The sequence below is a fragment of the Streptomyces sp. SID13031 genome, assembly GCF_010548305.1.
In the GTDB taxonomy this organism is placed as follows: Bacteria; Actinomycetota; Actinomycetes; order Propionibacteriales; family Kribbellaceae; genus Kribbella.
This window is the reverse complement of sequence record NZ_JAAGLV010000004.1, coordinates 414,113-433,386: the sequence shown is the minus strand read 5'-3', so window position 1 is coordinate 433,386 and position 19,274 is coordinate 414,113. Positions and strand designations below refer to the sequence as shown.

Below are 19,274 nucleotides of genomic sequence, written 5' to 3'. Positions count from 1 at the left end.
TTGCTTCTGACCTGCTCGATGAGGAGTCGCCGTGCCGCGTCGCGCCCGCCCCACCGTCGTACACAACATCGCCCTGCGGGAGTTGGAGGTGGCGCGGGTTGTCGACGTCACTCCCGGGCTGCGCCGGGTGACCCTGACCGGTGACCAGCTGGGATCGTTCACCGGAAGCGACGGTACGACGTTCCCCGAGTTCGCCAGCCGCGGTTTCGACGACAGTGTCCGGTTGATCTTCCCGTACCCCGGCGAAAGCGAGCCGGTGGTCCCGGTCTACAAGGACGGCAAGTACAGGTGGCCGACCGACCCGCCGGCGCTGTGGCGGGTCTACACGGTACGACGTTACGACTCGCAGGCTCGCGAGCTCGACATCGACTTCGTGAAACATGGTGTCGGCGTCGCGACCACGTGGGCGTACCGGGCGAACCCCGGCGATCGCCTCCACGTCGGGGGACCGTCGGTCTCGAGCGGGTGGCCCGAGGGTTACGACCGGTTCCTCATTGCCGGTGACGATACGGCCATCCCGGCGATCGACCGGTTACTCGAGGAACTACCCGACGAAGCACAGGCCGAGGTCTACATCGAGGTGGCTGAGGAGGCTCACCGGATCGAGCTCCCAGCACGTCCCGGTGTCGAGGTGACCTGGGTCGTGCGGGACGGACAGGTGCCGGGGACAAAGCCGTTGCTGCTGCAGGCAGTACGCGAGGGCGGCCGGCAAGAGGGGTCTGTGTTCGCTTGGCTCGCCGGGGAACAGGCCGTGGTCCGTGATCTGCGGCGGTATCTCATTGAGGAGCGCGGTGTCGACAAGTCCGACATCGACTTCACCGGCTACTGGCGGCGCGCAGAGGTGGTGGCGTCGGACGAAGACCCCGCCATGCCGGACCTCGAGCGCAACGACGAGGCCTTCGAGAAATTCCATGAGATGTCCGAGTTGCTTCCGCCGCTGGCTATTCGGGCGGCCGCGAATCTCGGGATCGCCGACTGCATCAGCCGCGGAGTGCGCACCGTGCCCGCGCTCGCACAGCACACCGGCGCAAAAGAACGCTCCCTGGCGAAGTTCTTGCGGTACCTCCAGGCGATCGAACTCCTGGAACAAGTTGGCGATGAATACAAACTCACTGAGACCGGCGAGTTTCTGACCGACGAGGCCGTGCTCGATCACCTGGTTTCCGGCGGGGCCGACTTCCGTATGTCACAGGCCTTCTACGGCCTCGAAGCGGCGGTCCGCGATGATCGTCCGGTGCTGGAGTCGGTGACCGGCAAAGATTGGGACGCCCTCCGCAGCGATGTGACCTTTGAGCACAAGCGTCTGGAGAACAAGTCCCGGTTCGCGCAGGTACTCGCCGAGCCGCTCGCGAAGTCGCCCGTGCTCGAGGGCGTCGGCACGGTAGTTGTCCACGGAGCTGCTGCAGGGGTCCACGCCGACTACCTCACTGCGGGACATCCGGAAGCGAGGGTGACCATCGTGGCGCTCCCTACCGCGGCGGACTGGTTCCGCCGGGATATTCCGATCAGCATTACGGATGCGACGAGCCGCGACCGGATCCGGATTGTTGAGCAGTCGGTGTTCGAAAAGACCGAACCTGCGGACGTCGTACTGATCATCGACACGCTCGGGCAGCATCGTGACCCAGAGGCGAGGTTCATCCTTCAGCAGGCCGCTGCGAGCCTGAGCCCCGGTGGCCGGGTGCTGTTGGTCGAGGACACTTTCGATCTCGATGAGCTGGACGAACACGACGCAGAGCTCGACATCATGCGGTTGACACTCCACGGATCCGGATACCGCACCGAGGACGAACTCGAGGCGGTCATTGCCGGCGCCGGATTGACAGTGATCGCGACGCCGCTCGTGGGGTGGGGTAATACGTTGCGTGTGCTGGCACCGTGACCTGAGATTGTGGGCCCGCGGCTGCGCGAGCAGTACGACGGCGTCGACCACACGGCCGCCGCCCTCGTGGACGTCGGCCGTCGTGCGTCTACCGCAGGGTCATGAAGCCACTTCGCCACCAGCTTGGAGCTTGTCCATGACCTCGATCCAGTGGCCCAGTCTCGAGTCCTCGGCCAGGGTGATGAAGTCGATCCCTTCGACTCCCGCGGTGCGCCACCGCTCCACCAGGTCCATCAGACGCACCGAGTCCATCCCCTGGTCGCGGAGGCTCAACTCGTAGTCGATCGCCGCGGGTTCGAGATACAACACGTCGGCGACGTCGGCGATCAATTGCTCGGTGCTGAGACTCATCAGAACTCCTCATTCATTGCTTGCCCAACCTGTTTTCGATAGTTTCCGTCGGCTGTTTCACACGGTGGCGATCAGCACTTCCTCGCCGCTGTACGGTCGGAGGCCGTCGGTCCGGCCCGCGAAGTAGCGATCGGCCAGGCCGGCTGCCGACACATGTTCGGCGTCCGCGAAACCTGCCTGTCGCGCCAGTTCGATGATCTGGCCGGGAGTGTAAAAGCCGATGAACGGCGTGCCGGCCCGCCGAGCGCCCTCTCTGGAGGCTCGCCGAATTTGTACGTCCTCGGGCGCGAGATCCTCGAGATGACGGAAGAACGTGAGGATCAGCGAAGAGCCGGCCGGCAGGCTCGCCACCCGCTTGAGGGTCGCCGTCGTGGCCTGTTCGGTCAGATACATGGTGACCCCCAGCCAGGACACCACCGCGGGACGTGAGGTATCGAATCCCGCCGCCTGCAGTCGATCCCACCAATCATCGTTCGCTTCGAAATCGACCGGAACCAGGCGCAGCCAATCCGGGATGTCATATCCGAGTTCGATCAATCGGCTCCGCTTCCATCCCTGCGTCTCCGGTTGGTCGATCTCGAAGACGGTCATGGTCGAGCCCGCCTCGGGATGACGTTGAGCGTACGTATCCAAGCCGGCGCCCAGGATCACGTATTGATCCACGCCGCGGCTCGCGGCCTGCGCCACCAGGTCCTCGGTCAACCGAGCCCGCCCGACGATCGTGGCTCGCTTTCCTCGTGAGTCGCCAGGGACCATGTCTCCGCGCTCGCGCCAGCCGTCGTCGTCCTGCGCCAGCCGGGCACCCAGCACGTCCTCGAGGACGTGCGGCGGCTCGTCCACCTGTGTGTGCAAGGCACGCCACAGCGCGGTCCGTACCGCCGTGTTGTCCGGTGTGCCGACAACGTTTCCCGTCATGACCGAGTCCCTCCTAATTTGATGTTCATGCTTCGTCCGGCCTCCCACGCGCTCCACAGGCCGCCGTACACGCCACCAGCGGCGACCAGTTCGTCATGTGTTCCGCTCTCGATGATCCGGCCGTGCTCCAGGACGACAACCCGGTCACAGGTCGCGGCTTGGGAGAGGCGATGCGCGATCACCAACCCGGTGCGCCCACGCAAAGCCGCCTCGGCGGCACGGTCCAGCAACCCTGCATGGGTGGAGCCGGCCTCGGCGGTCGCCTCGTCGAGGATCGCCAGTTCCGGGTCGGCGAGCAGTAGCCGGGCGAGGGCGAGCTGTTGAGCCTGTGCATCGGTGAGCGGATGCCCGCCGGTGCCGATCATCGTGTTGAGATCGTCCGGTAGCAGGTCGAGCAGACCGGCTGCCCCGGTGGCGTCCAGCGCTGCGTGGATGTCGTGGTCGGTGGCCCCGGGAGCGGCAAGCGTGAGGTTGTCCCGCAGAGTGCCGGCGAACACGTGCGTCTCTTGGGTGATCAACGCAGTACGGCCGGGCTGGGCCACCGTCCCGGCGTCGGGTAGATGGATGCCGGCGATGACGGCGGCGAGCGTCGTCTTTCCGGCCCCGGAGGCGCCGACCACAGCGATGCGCTGACCGGTGGGGATGTCGAGGGTGAGGTTGTCGAGCACGCGGGGCCCGTCGCCATAGCGGAATCCGACGTCGTGGAGCCGCACGGCGATGCTCGTGTCCGCTGTCACTGTCGGCTCGCCCGCTTCCTCCGGGATAGTAGCGACCCCGATCATGCGGCTGAGCGATGCCAGGGCCGACTGGAGGTCGTCGATGACGAACACCAGCTCGTTGACCGGTCCGAGCAGGCGCAGGACGAGCAGCATCGCGGCGGTGGCGCCGCCGACGGTGGATGCGTCCGCCTCGATCAGGACGAAGCCGACGACGAGCACGGTGGCCAGGCTCAGACATTCGCCGAGGTTCAGGCGGATGCTGAGCATGCCCTGCACGGTGCGCGCGCGAAGCGTCCACACCGCGACGCCCCAGGAGGCAGCCATCACGGTGTGGTGCCGCTGCTCGGTGAGCCCGAGCCCGACCACGGTGGCGTAGCCGCGCTGGGACTCGAGGATCTGCTGTGCTCGGGCGCTCATCGCCGCGCGTTCGGCGCCATATATCCGCGGGCCGATGCGGAGGTACCAGCGCATGACGAGTACGTAGATAGGCAGTACGACGGCAAATGCGGCGGCGTACGGCCAATCCAGCGCCGCAAGCCCGCCCAGCGACACGACGATGGTGAACGCGGTGACGGTGAGCGCGGGGATCACCGCGGGGGCGGCATCGGCTACGGCGGTGACGTCGTCGCTGGTCCGGGAGATCAGGTCCCCGGTCCCGGCGCGTTCGACGAGGTGCTGCGGGAGCGTCATGGCGCGGCCCACGAGCTGTTCGCGCAGCGCGGCGAGGATGGTGTGGTAGACGCGGGTGGCAAGCACGATCGTCACCGCGGTGCCGGCCGCGCCGAGAACTGCCGAGAGCGCCATGACGGCCGTGACCGTCAGTACGGTGCCGAGGTCAGCGGTACCAGCTTGTACCCGGTCGACGAGGAACCCGATGATCACCGGCGGGATCACGTTGACGCCGGTGCTGACGATCCCCAGCGCTCCGACCGTGGCGAGCCGGAGCCGATGCCCGCGGCTGAGTCGCCACACCTCCCTGGCCGTCTCCCTGCCGCCCGCGACCGGCAGCGCGTGCTCGGTTGCTGCGGATGTCCCGCTCACGGCATTGTCCTTACCGGCATCGGTGCGTCCTCGAGCAGGTCAACGACGCGGTCGCAGCTGCCCAGCAACGCGGGAGACGAAGTGATCAGCAGGGTCGAGCGGCCCGCGCGGACGTCGCGCAACCGCTCCGCGATCGTGTGCTCGGTGACCGGGTCGACCGCCGTGGTCGGGTCGTGCAGCACGAGCACCGGCGCGTCGCTCGCCAGGGCGCGGGCAAGCGCAAGTCGCTGGAGCTGGCCGCCGGAGAGGCGGTTGCCGTCCTCGCCGACCTGGAGGTCGAGATCGGCGGCGAAATCGTCGCATGCCGCAGCTCGCACCGCAGCTGTCACCAGCTCGGGTGCGGCCGCGGTGGCGGTGAGATTGTCGCGGATCGTTCCACTGAACAGCATCACCCGGTGCGGCGTGAAGGTGACCCGGGAGCGGTACTCCTGCGCGGTCAACTCCCCCGCAGCAATCCCGTCCAGCCGCACCGCTATCTCGCCGTCAGGCCCGCGCGGATCCAGCAGCGCCTCCGCGACACGGGCAGCGGTCAAGTCGTCGGCGCGCACTCCCACGAGCTCGCCGGGCTCCACCCGGATCGTCGCGCTGGGCGTGGACACCTCCAGCACCGGTAGCTGCGGAACCTCCGGCCGGGTCGCGTCGTCAGGCTCGGGCGCCACGGCGACGTCGGTCTTCAGCACGTCGAGGACACGCGCGGACGAGGCGCGGGCTCCGGCAAGGTTGGGGATGGAATCGTTCGCGATCGACTGGATCTGCGGCAGCAGCGCCTGAGCGAGGCCGACGGCGGCGATCAGCTCGCCAATGCTCAGCTGCCCATCCACGGCGAACCAGCCCGCCAGCCCCATCACCGCTGCAACGAAGGTGCCGGTGACCACACCGGAGCCCATCAGAAACCTCCCCAGCAGTCCCGCATTGCGCTTGGCGCCGACGAGCGTCTCCTGGCTTGCCTGCCGGTACCTTCTGGTCGCCTCGGTCTCGGCGCGTATCCCCTTGACCACCCGATATCCGGCCACGACATCCGTGGCCAGGCCGACTGTGGTGGCCAGCAGTCCCTGGTACTCGCGGGTGTCCCGGGACAGCCGCTCGCTGAGCAGGCCCATCAACCACACAGCCACCGGCGCCCCCACCAGCACCGCAAGCCCGAGCAGCCAGTGTGTCGTCAACAGCGATACGGCGATGAATCCGATGGTCATGATCCTCGCGATCGGCATGATGACGAGCTGGACTCCGTTGGCCAGGCGGGCGACGTCGTTGGTCATCACCGAGACGACGCCTCCATCCGGCGCGTGGGCGCCGCCGCCGACCGGATGCAGCACGCGGGTCGAGAGGGTGCTGCGGATGCGGTGCTGCAGCAACTGCACCGCGTACGCGGTCAGTTGAGTAGCGAACTTCGCCGCCACCGTCAACACGATGTACAAGGCCACCAGTGCGCCGATCCACAGCACCAACTGCCCCGCATTCCCGGTTGCCAACGCCCGGTCGATCGCGACGCCCATCACCACCGGGACCGCCGCCTCACCCACCTGCCACACGATCGCTGCCAGCGTCGCAGGAACGGTGACCCGCCGCACCGAGAGGATCACACGCACCAGGAATCGACCGGCCGTAGTCCCCGCGTCGGCCTCGAACGGCTGGACCTCGGGCGGATCGGTGGGCGCCTGCCAAAGCACAGGCAACCGACGGGTCAAAGGTCCCCGACCCAGCCCGGACGGGTCGGAGTCCGAGGCCGTCGTTGCGGGGCGGTTGGGTGGCGGGGTGGGCGGCACGTTGCAAGGTTAGCCTAACCTTCATTAATATTGCAGATCCTTGCCTCGGTCCGCTCGACCTGGTCTCAAGAGAAGTGGATGTGCCTCAGTTGACGGCTTTTGATCATGTGGAGTTGACTGCCAGCCAGCGAGGTAACTGGGTGGCACGGAGACTTGCCCCTGAGTCATCGGTCTTTTGCGCAGGTCAACTGATCTGGCTGGACGGCCCGATCGATCCAGCCGCATTCGCATCCTCGGTGAGTACTGTCTTCACGGAAACCGATGCGCTACGAGTCCGATTCAGCGACGACGACGGCGTCCCTTTCCAGTACGTCGACACCGCGACCACGCTGTCGACAGAGATCGTGGACGCGGGCCACGGCGACGATCAGATCCGGGTCATGGCCCGCGAACAACTCACCGCAGCACCGGCCACTGCCGCAGAGCCGACGACATGCTCGACTCTGGTCCGTCGCGAGAACGGAACCTGGGGATGGATCCTGGTCACCAACATCCTGCTCGTCGACGGCTACAGCATTTCTCTTTTCATTCGCCGCGTTGCCGAGGTCTACTCCGCGACACAAGCAGCTGATCCGGTCCCGGACCGCTGGTTCGGCAGTCTGAAAGACGTCACCGGTACCAAGGAGCACGGCGATTCCGGGGTCGACGAAGGTGTCGCGTATTGGACGGGCGTCCTCGGGATCGAGAGCGCCGGCCACGAGAGCACGGAGGACTTCTCCGGGGTCTTCGTCTCCTCGAGTCAGCCAGTCGTTGTCCCGCTACCTGATGACACGTATTCGAGGGTTCAGCGGTTCGCTCGCGCTTCGCGGGTTTCCTGGACCGATTCCCTCATTGCCTTGTGGGGCGTTTACACCGCTCTGGTCGACGGCCGTGACTGCATAGCGGTCCGGGTTCCCCAGATGCTGCGCGACGACCGCGAATCACTGAAAACACCCAGCGCGATCTCCAGAGCAATCCCGGTCGTCACCGAGATCAGTCCCTACGACACCTTCGAGAATGTCCTTCAGGTCGTCGCAGAACAACTGAAAGCTTCCCGACACCACACAAGCGTCGAAGATCACCAGATCGCCCGTTTGTGGCCGAATGGCCAAGCCTCATATCTCGCCCTCCCGACGATCAACATCAGACTTTTCGAATCAATGCCGCGCCTGGGCGGCACCGTCGCGGTCCCCGAAACAATCAGCACCGGCCCGGTCGGGTCACTCGACCTCGCGATCTACCGCGACCCGGACTCCGGAATCCGCCTGGAAGCATCCTCAGGCTCCGCCACCAGCGACCCAGTCCTGCATGCCGAACAGTTCGGCCGCTTCCTCAACGCCGCCCTCGACGGCTCCCCGCTCCAAACCCTGCACGAACTGAGCGCCGGGTTCACGCTGGACACCGATGGCACAGACTCGACGTGGACGCAGGGTGAGGCGCTTGATGTTGCACCGGCGACTGTTGATGAGCTGGTGCGCCGCCGGGTAGCGGAGAGCCCGGACCTGGTCGCGGTCGTCGCCGATGACGGCACCGAACTTACCTATGGCCAGTTCGATACGCGGGTCAACGCGTTGGCTCGGCTGCTGATCGATCAGGGTGTGCGGGTCGGGGACCGGGTCGCGATCGCCATGACACGGTCGGTCGACCTGGTAGTGGTACTTACCGCAGTGATGCGGGCCGGCGCGGCCTACGTACCGATCGACCCGGGATACCCCGCAGAACGCATCAAACACATTCTCGACAACGCCGCACCCGGTGTGGTGATTACCGCAGAAACGCACAAACACCTGCTGGGTCAGCATCCGGCACCAGTACTCCGGATCGACGACCACGAAGTGCAGCAACGCTTGGCCGTCGGCGAGAAAACCGCCCCGATTCTGGCGCGGCCGCTGAGCGAACTGGACGCTGCTGTCGTGATCTTCACGTCAGGAACGACGGGAAACCCGAAAGGCGTCGCAGTTTCACATCGAGCACTGGTGAATCGCCTCGCGTGGGGTGAGCAAGTACTGAAGTACGAGCCAGGCAGTGTAGCGTTATCGAAGAGCGGCGTCGGTTTTGTCGATGCCGTGACCGAGTTGTTCGGGCCGATGATCGCCGGCACCCGAGTCGTGGTCGTGCCTGCAGAAACCGCGCAAGATCCAGTCGGTCTGCTGGACACGATCGCCCGGCACCGCGTCACACATCTACTGACCGTGCCCAGCCTCGCCGACGTCCTCGTCCGTCACGACGACGCACCCGCGGCCTTGACCTCGATCCGGCACTGGATTTCCTCCGGTGAAGCACTCAGCCCGGTCACCGCGGACACCATGCAAACCGCCGCACGACAAGCAACACTGCACAACTTCTACGGCTCGACCGAGGTCACCGGCGACGGCACAACCGCCATCATCACCGACAACACCCCAATCGGTGCTCCGGTAGCGAACACCACTGCACGAGTCCTCGATGCCTGGTTGCGTCCAGTGCCGGCCGGTATCGCAGGCGACCTCTATCTCGGTGGGGTGCAACTCGCCGACGGATACGTCGCCCGCGCAGGCCTGACCGCCGACCGATTCGTGGCCGATCCGTTCAGCGACGACGGCGCTCGGCTGTATCGCACCGGCGATGTCGTGCGATGGAACGCCCAAGGCCAGTTGGAGTACCTCGGCCGCAGCGACGACCAGGTGAAAATTCGCGGCTACCGGATCGAGCCCGCCGAAATCCGCGCTGTCCTCGAACAGCACCCGGAGGTATCGGGTGCTGCGATCGTCACCTTTGATCACCCGGCCGGTGGAAAATACCTCGCGGCGTACGTGACCACGGCAGGTACCGCGGCGGCCGAAGATGCGGTGCTGTGCGACTCGCTGCGCGAGCATCTCGCACGGTCGTTACCGGACTACATGATGCCCGCAACCTTGATGCGTCTGGACCGATTCCCGGTCACCGCCAACGGGAAACTCGACCGCCACGCCTTGCCGCAAGCAGACCTCGCTGCAGGTGCAGCCGATGGCCGGCTACCCGAAACCGACACCGAAATCGCTCTCGCCGGCATTTTCCGCGACGTACTCCACCTCGCCGACGACACCGATCTCGGCGTGGACACCGACTTCTTCCGCCTCGGCGGACACTCGCTACTAGCGACACGAGTCGTCGCACGCGTCAACGCACTGCTTGGCATCGCGCTGACACTCCGCGATGTCTTCGACCATCCCCGCATCAGCGAACTCGCCCGCATCGCCGACAACACCACTGCAACCACTGCAGCACCCGGCCCACGAATCGGCGACTTACCACGCCCTGCCGTGCTCCCCGTCTCCTACGGACAACAAGCACTCTGGTTCACGGAGCAGATCGTCGGGCGTCCGATCTATCGGACTGAAATCGTGCTGCAAGCCGGCGAGCGGCTCGACCTGGATGCTTTGGCAACGGCGGTACGTCGGATCGTCGCTCGGCACGAGATCTTGCGTACCATCCTCGTGCCGGACGAGGAGACCTCATCGCTCCGCCAGGTCATCTGTCCGGAACCCGACGACGACACCTTGGTCCTGGAGGTCGAACACGTCGGTCCCGAGCTGCTCAATGACAAGATCGCTCAGGTTGCCGCATTGCCACTGGACTTCACCTCCGAGTTCGGGCTGAAGTTCCATTTGTTGCGCCATGCCGACGGCGACGTGCTGGTAGCTTACGGGCATCACATCATCACCGATGCGGATTCCTTCGGGGTCCTTGTTCATGAACTGAACAAGTTCTACCTCGAAGCGGCTGCCGGCAATTCCACTGAGGTCGAGCCCTTGCCGACCCAGTATGCCGACTTTGCGGTCTGGCAGCGGCAGGTGCTGGGAAATCGGAAAGATCCGGAGTCTCGCTATCAATCGGACCTGCGGTACTGGCAGGACATGCTGTCAGATCTCCCGACGGAAACCGTCCTGCCCCTCGACCAACCACGTGACGGATCCGAAGAGCGAACCATCCGGCCGGCCACCACGTCCCTCACCAGCAATGAGACCGCCACGGTCGACGAATTACTGGTCGAACACAAGGCAACACCGCTTCAGGCGTTGATTGCGGCATTCTCCTTGGCGCTCTGGGACGAAGGGGCAGGCGATACCGTACCCATTGGCACCCCAGCCAGTTTGCGCGACCAGCCCGAGTTGCACGACCTGATCGGCTATTTCGTGAACACCGTCGTGGTGCGTGCCGATATCGACGCCGAAGCCGGGTTCGCGCAGACGCTGCTCCGTTGCCGCGATCGCATGCTCGAAGCCGCTGACCACAAGCTCGTCCCGTTCGAGCACGTCGTCGAGGCGGTGAACCCGCCGCGGCGGGTCGGGATCAGTCCGCTTTTCCAGGTGATGGCCGCCTACGTGGATCGCGGTGGAGATTCGGGTGCGGCGTCGCCGCTCACCAACTACACCTCGACCACTGCGGATGGCCCGCTGGCGTCTCAGCCCGCGCTGTTCGATCTCGTGTCGAGTATCGAAAGACTTGACAGCGGGGCATTCGGAATGAACCTGAACGCGGCCCGCGAGTTGTTCTCGGCGGAAACCACTGCACGATTGCTACGGAACACAGCGCGCTTCCTGGTGCTTGGTTCGCGGCACCCGGATTTGACGGTCAAGCAACTCGCCCAGATCGTTCGTGCCGGCAACGAGGGCCGGACCCCAGCTGTCGACAACGTCCGGGACATTCCCCGCTTCCAGTTGGCTCTCGAGGATTTCGATATCAGCGTGGCTCCGCTCTGGCGAGCGGCGATCGACCACGTCAGTCATGCCCTGTCGGGAGCAGGTCTCGCCTTGCGGTTGGCGATCCGCGACAGCGGCGCCGGTGAACTGATCGCCGAGACCAGCAACCCTGAGCTGCTGGATGCGGTCCGGGAGAAGCTCACCGAGCTGGTCACCGCCTATCAGGCAAGCATTCCGATGGTTGTCGGCACGTCTCCCCGGGCTGCGGCTGGATACAACGACGACGAGTTGACGGCTGTCCTTGACGATCCGTTCTGGGAGGACTGGGTAGATCAGCTCGCTGATGCGACCGCCACTGTGCTGCGGAAGCGAGGCGACTCGGTAGCTTCGGAAGCGTTCAGTGTCACGGCTGGACGTTCGGCCTCCACCGCAGACGAAACTTCCCTGCGGTCCGTGGTGCTGACGGCCGTGGCCAAGGCCTTGGCCGGGGTCGCTGAAGGTGATCTGCTCGTGGAGCTCCACGAGTCCGACGGTCCCCTGATGACGCGTAGATCCCCCGTGTTACTTGATGATGGTGATGTCATCGGACTGAGCCCGGAGCGAGCGGCCGACTATGCCTCGCTGGCCGGACACCCCCGGTTCAGCCGCTTCTTCGATGATCTTCCGATTCCACGGATCCGCATAGGCGTGTTCCGTAGTCAAGCGGAGTTGATCACCGAGCCTGCTGCGGGTGTCGGAGTACCAGAGGACGGACTCGGCATCCATGTCCTCGTCGCGGGTAGTGAACCCGACGATTGCGTCGTCCGCGTCTGGGTGGAGTCGGCGCACACTGTTGATGTCGATACGTTGGCGCTGGCCGTCGCCATCACCGAAGAGATTGGCGGAGCCGGAATCCCGGCCCCCGGCCACGAGCGTCGAGACGCATTCACTCTGCGTCGCGCTGACCGGGTCACGTTGACGCCCGTCGAAGAAGAATCCATCCGAGCCCGCTACGGGCACGGCGTCCAGATCCTTCCGCTTGCCCCGCTGCAACGCGGATTGTTCTATCACCTACTGCGGTCCCAGGAATCTGACGACCACAACACCTACGTCTCGCAGATCACCCGCCAGATTGCGGGAGATCTCGATCCCGGCCGGATGACGGCTTCCATCGCCAGTGCGATGGAGAGGTACCCCAACCTCCAGGCGGCGTTCATCCCTCCCGGGGACGTACAGGTGATCCCGTCCGGCGTCGAAGTCCCGGTGCGGGTCATCCGATTGGACGAATGGGATGGCCGCGGGGTCGATGTGGAGCAATTCCTGGCGGCCGAGCGAGGTGAGCCGTTCGACTTCGAGATCCCGCCGCTGATCCGATTCACACTGCTCGAACACGACCACCAAGCGTGGACGTTGGTCATGAGTTTTGAGCACATCCTGCTGGACGGATGGTCCATCAACGCGCTACTCGCTGAGATCCTCAGCATCTACGCTGATGACGGATACGTCGATCGCGTGCGACCGGTGTCTTTCCGCTCCTACCTGGACTGGGTCGACGAGCAGGATCCCGCTACCGCCTATCGCGCCTGGGACGACTACCTTGCGGAACTGGCTGGCCCGACGTTGCTGTGCCCGGACTTCGTCGACGTCGGTGACGCACAGGGCGAGACCGGTGAACTTCACCTCGATCTCAGCCCGGCAGAGGCCGCGATGGTGTTCGGTACCGCACGAGACGCCAAGGTCACGGTGGGTACCTTGCTGCAGACCGCCTGGGGGATCGCGCTAAGCCGGCTCACCGGCAGCAATGACGTCGTCTTCGGCAACACCGTCTCCGGCCGGCCGCCGTCGTTGCCCGACGCCGACCGAATCATCGGGCTGCTGTTCAACACCGTTCCGATGCGGGTGAACCTGCCCCCGTTCGAAACGAATCGGCAACTGCTCGCCCGGGTCCAGTCCGAGCAGGTGCGCGTCATCGACTATCCACAAGCCGCTCTGACCCAGATCCAGACCAATGCGGGCGTTCCTGTTCTGTTCGACACGCTCTTCGTGGTGCAGAACGTGCCACTCGGTAAGACTGACGGGCCGGACACCGCCGGGTTGCAGGTGGTCGGCGCAAAGGTCGACGACGCAACCCACTACCCGGTGACGTTCGCGGTCGACCCAGAAGAACGCGACGGAGCGGCGACCGTGCACGTGCGCCTGTCCTACCGCCAGGACATTTTCGATGCCCCGGCCGCGGAGCTGCTGCTCAAGCGCTACGTCCAGGTGCTCGTTTCTCTCACTCGCGGGCTGGACGAGGCCGTTGGTACGTTGTCCGCGCTGCTGCCGGACGAGACCGACCCGCACACGGGGATCGCCGCTGATCTCGTCCGCGACATCGAACCGGTCACGGTCGGCGAGTTGCTGCACCGGCAGGTCCGGCTGTCCGGATCGGAAACGGCGCTGGTCGCCGGAGATCAGCAGTTCACCTTTGTGGAGTTCTTCGCTGAAGTGAATCGCTACGCCCGCCTTCTCCTGGACGAGGGAGTGTGCCCGGAGCATAGGGTCGCGCTGGTGTTGCCACGCGACGAGCGCACGGTCATCGCGATGTTCGCGGTGTTCGCCATCGGAGCTGCCTACGTCCCGGTGGACAACGAATTGCCGGACGAACGCATCGGCTACATGCTCGAGATCGCTGAACCGACCGTCACGCTGGTGACCGACCGCGACGTGGATCGGCTCACCGGCGCCGTCGGCAAGGTGATCAACCTGGACTCCGCACCGACGGTGGATCGCCTCACGCAGATCGCTACAGATCCGATCACGGCAGCGGAACGAGGCGGGCAGATCTCCCTCGACAACCTCGCTTACATCATCTTCACCTCGGGAACCACCGGACGGCCCAAGGGAGTCGCCGTCGGCTACCGCGGACTGACGAACATGTACTTCAACCACGTCGAGAAGATCTTCGATCGGGTAGTGGACCACCAGCGCGGGCGCCGGATGAAGATCGCGCACACGACGTCCTTCTCCTTCGATGCCTCCTGGGAGCAGCTGTTCTGGCTACTGAACGGGCACGAGGTTCACGTCATCGACGAGGAGATGCGACGCGACCATCAGCGGCTGCTGGCTCACTACGACGAGGTGTGTATGGACGGGTTCGACGTGACCCCGTCGTACGGGCAGCTGCTGGTCGAGGAAGGGCTACTCGACCGAGACCGGCCGGCCGGCCGGTCCGTGTCTTCCGACGCGGCCGGTGTCGTCTTCGTCTCCCTTGGCGGCGAGGCCGTCCCCGACCGGCTGTGGCAGCAGTTGCGCGGCGCACCCGGAGTTGAGTCCTACAACCTGTACGGGCCTACCGAGTACACGATCAATGCCCTCGGTGCCGATCTGGCCGACAGCACCACCTCGAGTGTCGGAACGCCGATCTTCAACACCCGGGCCTACATCCTCGACGAGAACCTGCAACCTGCCCTTCCCGGTGTCGCCGGCGAGCTCTACCTGGCCGGCGACGGAACCGCGCGCGGGTACTGGGGCCAATCCGCGCTGACCGCCGAACGTTTTGTCGCCTGTCCGTGGGAACCGGCGGAACGGATGTATCGCACGGGCGATCTCGCTCGCTGGAACGATGACGGGATGATCGACTACCTCGGTCGCGCCGACGAGCAGATCAAGATTCGCGGTTATCGCATCGAACCGGACGAGATCCGGGACGTAGTACAAGAATTCCCCGGGATCACGCGCGCCGAAGTGGTCGCCTTCGAGCATTCCACGGGGCTGCAACTGGCCGCCTACTACAGCACCACCGCGGACCTCGACATCAGCGAGTCGCTGCGAACCCATCTGGCCAGGTACCTGCCTGATTACATGGTCCCGGCATCCCTTGTCCCGGTGGAGTCTTTCCCCCTCACCCCGACCGGGAAGCTGGATCGCCGAGCGCTGCCTCCGGCGGACGTAGCCGCGGCCGGAGTCGCCTCGGGCCGGGCGCTCGAGTCGGCTACGGAGTTGGCCTTGGCCGCGATCTTCCGTGAGGTGCTCGACCTCGATGAGAAACTGGACCTGGGCGCCGCGAACGACTTCTTCCGGCTGGGCGGGCATTCGCTCGCGGCGATGCGGCTCGCCTCGAAGATGAATCGCTCGTTCCCCGTGAACATCGCGATGCGGGACGTCATCACCGCTTCGACGATCGGCGAACTGAGTTCGGTTGTCGATCAGAAGATGCAGCCGGATGTGGATCCGGAGGTCGCCGTCACCGCGATCGCGCACCGATTCGTGCCATCGCTGAACGGCCGCAATCTGTTCTGTGCGCACCCGAAATTCGGCGGCTCGTCCATGTACTCGGAACTGTCGAGCTACCTCCCGCACGGAGTCGGGCTGGTCGGAATCGATGATCCGGCGATCGTCGGCCTGGAGATCGAGTTCAAGGACCTCGACGACCTCTCCGCTACCTATGCCGACGTCATCCAGGTACTGCAGCCGACCGGACCGTACGAACTGCTGGGTTGGTCGTACGGCGCACACATCATGTTTGCCGTGGCGCGCCAGCTCCTCGCCCGAGGGGAGCGCGTCGAGACCCTGGTGATCGTGGATGCGATGCCGGCCGGTTCAGAAAACTCGACGGAACGCCTGGTGCGACCTGGATCCGCCGAGTCGATGCGTGCCGAAATGCGGGAAGCCTTCGGCGAGGAAGCGTTCAACGAGTTGCTCGCCGACGGGAAGCAGTTGAAGGCTGTCGAGACGGCTGGACTTCGGTGTGACGTCATGACGTCGACTCCGACGCGGGGCAGTCTCGACATCGAGGCGCTCGTGATCGCATCCTCAGCAACTCACACGCCCCGAGTGGCGGAGCTAGGTCGTGAGGACGCGCTGGGCTGGGATGGTTATCTGACCAACTTCTCTTTCTCTGTCGCTGAGGACGAGACCCATCAGTCGATCGTCGAACCCGACTCCGGGCTCCCCAAATGGGGCCTACTCCTGACGAAGTTGCTGGTCAAGGAGTCAGCTGAGTAGCTGTCGTCGCCTGGTGCAGTACGACGTCGACGCGTCGTACTGCACCGGACTCGCCGGCACCGTGGTGTCCTCAGGTGATGGCGGCAGCGTCTTGCAGGCTGTCGAACAGGGCCGCGCGGCGCATGTAGGCGCGAGCGGTGTCGAGATTCTCGGCGGTACGGCGCAGCGCGTCGAAGTTCTGTCGACGCACCTCGGGGTCGCGTTCTTCCAGCAGCCGTTTGTTGGCGATCGTTTGAGCCTGTACATAGTTCACTGCGGCATGGCGACGCTGGCGGCTGTAAAGGTCGAGCAGGTCGTCGCCGGCCTCACCGGCGATCACCTTCGCGAGCTTCTCCGTCAGGTTGATGGCGTCATGGATGCCGCCGTTCATGCCCATGCCGCCGATCGGGTTGTTGACGTGCGCGCTGTCGCCGGCGAGCAGGATGCGCCCCTGACGGAAGGTCGAGGCCACCCGCTGATTGACTCCGTACACGTTGATGTACTCGACGTGGTACGGGCCGGTCTTCGGGAAGAACTTCTGCAGCCGCTGCTCGACGCGCGCCGGCGACAACGCGGTGGCGTCGTCCTCGTCGTGGCCGATCGGCAGAATCACTCGCCAGAGCCCCTCGGGTGTTTCTCCGCGCACCTTGAACACGTTGGCCCACTCGTCCGGGTCGGAGAAGTAGTTGCGCAGCGAAAGATCCGACTTGACGGTCTTGAAGTCGAAGCTGGTCGCGATCTTGATGAACCGCTCCGGATAGGTGAATCCTTCGAACTCGATGCCGGCCAGCTTGCGCACCGTCGATCGGCCACCGTCACAGCCGACGACATAGGCCGCCGACATGCGTTCTGTGCCTGCGGGTGAGGTGTACTCCACCTCGATGCCGCCGGCCGTTTCGGTCAGACCGGTCAGCGTGTGGGAGAACCGCACGTCGAAGTCGGATTCTCCTGCGTATTGCTCGGCGATGGAGGCGGTCAGCTTGTACTGCTCGTACTGCAGCACATACGGAAACCGGAGCTCGTTCTCGAGCCGGCCGAGATCGAACTCCGCCACGACGTCTCCGGTCGGCCGGTCGTGGAAGCGATAGGTGCTCGAGAGCAGGCTGTCCGCCCGGATCTTCTCGGTGATGCCCAGCTCGTCGAGCATCTCCAGTGTGCTCGGATGGATGGTCGCCGCGCGCTGATCCTTCACCGGTGCCGGCTCCGACTCGAAAACGGTCACCGGAATACCCCGCCGGTTCAGCGCCAGCGCGCAGACCATTCCGACGGGGCCTGCGCCCGCGATGATGACACGTGTGGTCTCGGTCGACATGCGCCTAGTTCAGCTCGCGCTGCAGACGCTTGCTGACCTTGCCGACCGCGGTGTACGGGAACTCGTCCACGACCTCCACGACATCGGGGAGTTTGAACGTGGCGAGGCCCTTGTCGCGCAGGAACTGACGCAGCTTGCCCAAGGTGAGCTCGGCCGCGGTCTCCGGCGTCCGGGGAATCAGGTACGCCTTGACACGTTCGCCGAGCACCTCGTCATCGATGCCGACGACGGAGACGTTGTGTACGCCGCCGTGAGTGAGCAGCGCGTTCTCCAACTCCTCGGGCGCGATCTTCTCACCGCCGCGGTTGATCTGGTCCTTCGACCGGCCCACGACTCTGATGAATCCGCGCTCGTCCCGCTCGACGATGTCACCGGTGCGGTAGAAACCGTCGCTGGTGAACGCCAGCGCATTCTGCTCGGGGTTGCGATAGTAGCCACGAATCACCGACGGTCCGCGCGTCAGCAAGTGACCAGGTGCGCCGGGCGGCACCTCGTTGCCCTCGTCATCGATGACCTGGATCTCGTCGGCGGCTGAGGCCGGCCGACCCTGGTACCGCACGCTGGTCGCCCGATCGACGTCGGCAGGATTGCTGACGACGAGGCCCTCACCCATCCCGAAGCTCTGCGACAGCTGCACGCCGAACTCCGGCTCGACCCGGCTCGCCACTGCTTCGACCAATTTCGCGCCTCCGCACATGAGCACCTTCAGGCTGGAGAGGTCATAGGACTTACGGAGCGAGGAGTTCAGCCAGGCCAGCAGGATCGGAGGGACCAGCGAAACGCGGGTCACCCCGTGCTTCTCGATCAGCGGGAACGCCGTATCGGGGCTGCCGTTCGGTGCGATCACAATGGTGGCGCCCACGCTGAACGCACCGAGAAATCCGGGCGACCGCGTCGACATACTGTGGCAGATCGGGATCACCAGCAGATGCACGGTGCGCTCGGTGATGCCGCGTTCCCCGACGCTTCTCCGCAGTGCGTAGCCGTACGTCTGGTGAGTGTGCGGCATCAGTTTCGGAACGCCCGTCGTGCCACCTGACATCTGCAAAAGCGCGACGTCCTGTGGGCTGCACCGGCGTGCGTGCTCGAGCGATCCTTTCGACTGCAGCGCCTCGTACTCAGCGCCGCCGCCGCCACGTTCGAGTACTACGGTGTGCTCCAACTGGGGCCATCGCTGCTTCAGGTCGGCGGCCATCGCAGCGAGATCGGTGCCGCTGTCCGAGGCGACCGTGATGTAGGCGCGCGCCTCGGCGATCTCGATGAAATGCTCGATCTCGGCACGACGGTGCGCGATGGGAGCGACGACGGGAACCGCCCCGAGCTCCCACAAGGCAAAGACGAAGGCGATGTACTCATAGGTGTTGGGCAGATGAACCACCACCCGGTCGCCACGGCTCAGCCCCAGATCCTGCAGGCCGGCAGCGAGGCGCAAGACCTCGTCCGTGAGCTGTGCATAGCTCAACTGGGAGTTGCGATCGATGACAGCGAGTTTGTCGGGACAACGCTCCGCGGTGGCGAACAGCAACTCCGGAAGCGTCTGGTCGTGCCAGTGTCCCTCGGCGAGGTATTCGGCTACCGTCTCCGGCGGAAACGGAACGACCCCGTCAAGGGTCAGCGGTTCGATGCTCATTGGTTTCCCTTCGAGGGGCCGTCTCCTAGCCCGTAAAGGGTAGGCTACCCTAACGTTTTCCACGATCAGCGGTG

Annotated in this window: 8 protein-coding genes; 2 read left to right on the top strand and 6 right to left on the bottom strand. The window is 65.1% G+C overall.

Going from position 1 to position 19,274, the window contains the following annotated elements; translation table 11 throughout:
• The first annotated feature begins 31 nt into the window (after positions 1-31).
• Positions 32-1,882: a siderophore-interacting protein gene (locus tag G3I17_RS11845; protein WP_164596007.1), complete on the top strand. Its 1,851-nt coding sequence runs from the start codon at positions 32-34 to the stop codon at positions 1,880-1,882.
• A 99-nt stretch (positions 1,883-1,981) separates the two neighbouring features.
• Here G3I17_RS11845 and G3I17_RS11840 read toward each other — a convergent pair whose 3' ends face one another.
• The 4 genes from G3I17_RS11840 to G3I17_RS11825 are packed head-to-tail and all read right to left on the bottom strand — an operon-like array spanning position 1,982 to position 6,578.
• Positions 1,982-2,233 carry a phosphopantetheine-binding protein gene (locus G3I17_RS11840; protein WP_164596006.1) on the bottom strand — a complete coding sequence of 84 codons (252 nt, stop codon included), beginning with the start codon at positions 2,231-2,233 and terminating at the stop codon, positions 1,982-1,984.
• A 57-nt stretch (positions 2,234-2,290) separates the two neighbouring features.
• Positions 2,291-3,148, bottom strand: a complete 858-nt coding sequence (locus G3I17_RS11835; protein WP_164596005.1) for a class I SAM-dependent methyltransferase — start codon at positions 3,146-3,148, stop codon at positions 2,291-2,293.
• A complete protein-coding gene (locus G3I17_RS11830; protein WP_164596004.1) occupies positions 3,145-4,908 on the bottom strand; it encodes an ABC transporter ATP-binding protein in 1,764 nt (587 codons plus the stop codon). Before G3I17_RS11830 ends, G3I17_RS11835 begins: the two co-directional genes overlap by 4 nt.
• Positions 4,905-6,578, bottom strand: coding sequence for an ABC transporter ATP-binding protein (locus G3I17_RS11825; protein ID WP_164596069.1), 1,674 nt, complete (start codon positions 6,576-6,578; stop codon positions 4,905-4,907). Before G3I17_RS11825 ends, G3I17_RS11830 begins: the two co-directional genes overlap by 4 nt.
• Before the next feature lie 77 nt (positions 6,579-6,655).
• On the opposite strand from G3I17_RS11825, the gene G3I17_RS11820 reads away from it, so the two are divergent.
• A complete protein-coding gene (locus tag G3I17_RS11820) occupies positions 6,656-16,279 on the top strand; it encodes a non-ribosomal peptide synthetase (protein WP_164596003.1) in 9,624 nt (3,207 codons plus the stop codon).
• Between the two features lie 70 nt (positions 16,280-16,349).
• Here the strand turns inward: G3I17_RS11820 and G3I17_RS11815 are convergent, their stop codons facing one another.
• Positions 16,350-17,570, bottom strand: a complete 1,221-nt coding sequence (locus G3I17_RS11815; RefSeq protein WP_164596002.1) for an FAD-dependent monooxygenase — start codon at positions 17,568-17,570, stop codon at positions 16,350-16,352.
• Between the two features lie 4 nt (positions 17,571-17,574).
• Entirely contained in the window at positions 17,575-19,200 is a 1,626-nt protein-coding gene (locus tag G3I17_RS11810) for an AMP-binding protein (RefSeq protein WP_164596001.1), read from the bottom strand.
• Positions 19,201-19,274: the final 74 nt, after the last annotated feature.

Bases quoted from the DNA above. Each gene is read 5' to 3' on its own strand.
- G3I17_RS11840 (WP_164596006.1), bottom strand. From the start codon at position 2,233: ATGAGTCTCAGCACCGAGCAATTGATCGCCGACGTCGCCGACGTGTTG.
- G3I17_RS11835 (WP_164596005.1), bottom strand. From the start codon at position 3,148: ATGACGGGAAACGTTGTCGGCACACCGGACAACACGGCGGTACGGACC.
- G3I17_RS11815 (WP_164596002.1), bottom strand. From the start codon at position 17,570: ATGTCGACCGAGACCACACGTGTCATCATCGCGGGCGCAGGCCCCGTC.
- G3I17_RS11810 (WP_164596001.1), bottom strand. From the start codon at position 19,200: ATGAGCATCGAACCGCTGACCCTTGACGGGGTCGTTCCGTTTCCGCCG.